This is a genomic window from Alphaproteobacteria bacterium, assembly GCA_024244705.1.
Lineage (GTDB): Bacteria > Pseudomonadota > Alphaproteobacteria > JAAEOK01 > JAAEOK01 > JAAEOK01.
Window position 1 is genome coordinate 1 of sequence record JAAEOK010000002.1, and the last position, 2,946, is coordinate 2,946.

General features: G+C 62.1%; 3 protein-coding genes and 2 pseudogenes. All 5 read right to left on the minus strand.

Annotated features, from left to right (window positions below):
* The 5 genes and pseudogenes from GY791_00730 to GY791_00750 all read right to left on the minus strand — a co-directional run bounded on the left by GY791_00730 (nt 1) and on the right by GY791_00750 (nt 2,946).
* Nucleotides 1-183 (minus strand): annotated as a pseudogene (locus GY791_00730) (IS3 family transposase).
* Nucleotides 167-565: a hypothetical protein gene (locus GY791_00735; protein MCP4326950.1), complete on the minus strand. Its 399-nt coding sequence runs from the start codon at nt 563-565 to the stop codon at nt 167-169. Before GY791_00735 ends, GY791_00730 begins: the two are co-directional and overlap by 17 nt.
* Entirely contained in the window at nt 562-2,247 is a 1,686-nt protein-coding gene (locus GY791_00740) for a SulP family inorganic anion transporter (GenBank protein ID MCP4326951.1), read from the minus strand. Before GY791_00740 ends, GY791_00735 begins: the two co-directional genes overlap by 4 nt.
* A 130-nt stretch (nt 2,248-2,377) precedes the next feature.
* On the minus strand, nt 2,378-2,572 hold the full coding sequence (locus GY791_00745) for a hypothetical protein (protein MCP4326952.1): 195 nt from the start codon (nt 2,570-2,572) through the stop codon (nt 2,378-2,380).
* A gap of 240 nt (nt 2,573-2,812) precedes the next feature.
* Nucleotides 2,813-2,946, minus strand: a pseudogene (locus GY791_00750) (IS3 family transposase).

Sequence of the window (2,946 nt, forward strand, 5' to 3'; positions counted from 1 at the left end):
GTCGGATCTCAGCCGCCTGGCAACCTCGATGGCCAGGCATTCGCGGGTAAACTCATCGATCACTGTCAGCATCTTAAGTGCTCTCCCATCATGGGTCCTGGCCTGGACGAAGTCGTAAGCCCAGACATGGTTTGGCCAGCTCGGCCTGAGCCGGATGCAAGAGCCGTCATTGAACCAGAGCCGGACCAGCGGGTCCCATACGGAAACGCCGCCGCTGGACGCGCTGCTGCTGGTGCCGCATCGGCGGTTGCCGGATCGGCCATTTGGTTGACTGCAACGCCAAGCCGATCCCAGACGTTATTTCCACACTGATCAGAATCGTGAAGCCGTTCTCGGCAAATTTTTCGATCTTCTCGGAGGTGTCCGCGTTCCTCATCGTATCTAATGATTTTGTAAGAGCCACCAGCGAATGATCCGCCTTGAGTGGTTGACTGTAGTCGAGTTCCCTCCGCTCGTGTGCCGACAAAAGGCGGTGATAGCGCGATCGGGCCGCAGGTCGAACCACCGTCGCAGCGGAGTCTCTTTCGCAATCGCGTGGTTGCTCATTGGCCGTCTTGCTTTTCACTGCCGATCGTACTGCGATACGACCTCGTCGAGGGTGTCGTAGAACGCATCCTTGTCGAATAATTGGCCGAGCTCGCCTCGGATTCTGTCCTGGTCATCGTCGAGCACCTGCATGATGACCAGGCGGATCCCCTTGCCATCCAACGTCTGATGAAGCGAACGCAGCGTCGCCGCCGCTGAATAGTCGACATCGTCGACCGCGGAAACATCGATACAGAACCAGCGCAAGGGCGGGTCCGCGGTTTCGACGAGCTCCAGGACCTCTTCGGAGAGACGCTCCGCATTCGCATAGTACATGCCGTGCGCGAACCGGTAGATGAGTAGGCCCGGCGCGGCTTGGGCCCGGCTTGTCAGCGGCCGCGCACGCCACGGGCCCGGCGCCGCACGGACCAGCACCGAATTCTTCGGCCGATAGCCGTGGCGCGTGTGCACGACGAGCGACAGCAGGACGGCGAAAATGACCCCCTTCTCGACGCCGAAGAAAACGACCATCAGGGCGGTAACCAAGGCGACCCAGAACTCCGATCGGCGCGCAACGTAGATCCTCTTCATTTCCTTGACATCGATCAGGTCGATGCCGATCAGGAACACGATTGCCGACAGGACCGCCTCGGGCATGTAGGTCAGTGGTTCGGTGAGAAACAGGAGAACCAGCAGCACGACCGCCACCGTCACGAGCATCGAGAGCTGGGTCCGTCCGCCGGCGCCCTCGACCATCTGGGTCTTCGTCGGGCTGCCGTTGACTACGAACGTCCCGGAAAGGCCGGCGCCGATATTGGCGATGCCGAGCCCGACGAGGTCGCTGGTTTCATTCAAGCGCTCGTCATAGCGCACGGCGTAGGCGCGCGCGGTCGCGGCGCTCTGGGCCAGGATGACGACCAGCATTGCGAGCGCCGTCGGCGCCAGGCTCCAGACCAGTTTGAGACTCAGCTCGACATCCGGGATCTCGATCTCCGGCAATCCGCTGGGAATAGAACCGAGCACGCGCATCTGCGTGCCCAGGTCCGACGCCCAGCTTGCGACAATCGCGCCAACGACGGCGATCATGGCGCCGGGTATCTTCCTCGATATCTTTTTCGACCCGACAATCACCGCGATGACGGCGAGCGCGATGGCGAACGAGGCATAGTTAGCGTTGCCGATCGACTGGATGTCTTCCCAGATCTTCTGGACGGTGCCCAGGCCATGGCCCGGCAGGTCGAGCATGCCGCCGATCTGACCGAGCGCGACCTGAATGCCGACGCCGGTCAGGAATCCGACCAGCACGGTCCGTGACAGGAAGTCCGCCATGAACCCCAATCCGATCAGGCTCGCTACCACGAGGCCGCCGCCGACCATCAAGGCGAGAAGCCCGGCGAGAGCCAAGTATTCGTCGGTCCCCGTCGCCGCGAGGCCGACCATGCCGCTCGCGAGTATGGCCGCCGTCGCCGAATCGGCGCCGACGACGAGATGCCGCGACGAAGCGAGACAGGCGAACAGGGCCATCGGGATGAGAATCGTGTAGAGGCCGCTGATGACCGGCGTGCCGGCGATCTTCGTGTAGCCCATGACCTCGGGTATGGCGAGCGCGGCCAGCGTGATGCCGGCGACGATCTCGGCCGGGATTTGGGTCCGATTTATCGGCAGAACACCGGATAGAATCGGCAGGCCGAATTGCGCGCGCGTATCGTTTGGACTCGCCATCGGACGATCCTAGCACGCGCCTCTTCACTGCGTCCCGCGGTCGGGTGCCGCCCTTAAGCCGACATTTCCCAGATAACCCGCTTTGGTGCAGCAACGTCACCAATCCCGATCTGGGCCATCGACAGAATGTTCACATGACCCGTACCGTGTCCGGCATGCCGGTTTCCGCCATCTTATTGAGCACCCGGACGCTGACCACCACCTCCGCCTTTTGAGCAGGCAGACTCCGGGCGCGGAGCTGGCCACCGATGATCCGCTTGTATCGGGATATGGCCGCCTCCACGAGAGCATGGCGGTTGTAACCTGACGACTTCTGCCATGACATTCGGCCATGCTCAGCTATGGTCGCGATGTGCCGGTCCCTTTGGCCTTGGGCGCTCGTCGGACCGCTTCATTCAACGCTCCCAGCCCGTGGCGGCACGACGACTTCCGGCAACGGAAGACGCTGGATGCGCTGGATCAACAGATTGTAGGTTGCCTCGCCATCAAATGCGCCGTCCGCCAGGAAGATCCCGATCCGACCGTCCACTTGGTCCAGCAGGTCGGGAAGGGTGGCGGGGACCTGGAGCACATCGTCGGATCTCAGCCGCCTGGCAACCTCGATGGCCAGGCATTCGCGGGTAAACTCATCGATCACTGTCAGCATCTTAAGTGCTCTCCCATCATGGGTCCTGGCCTGGACGAAGTCGTAAGCCCAGA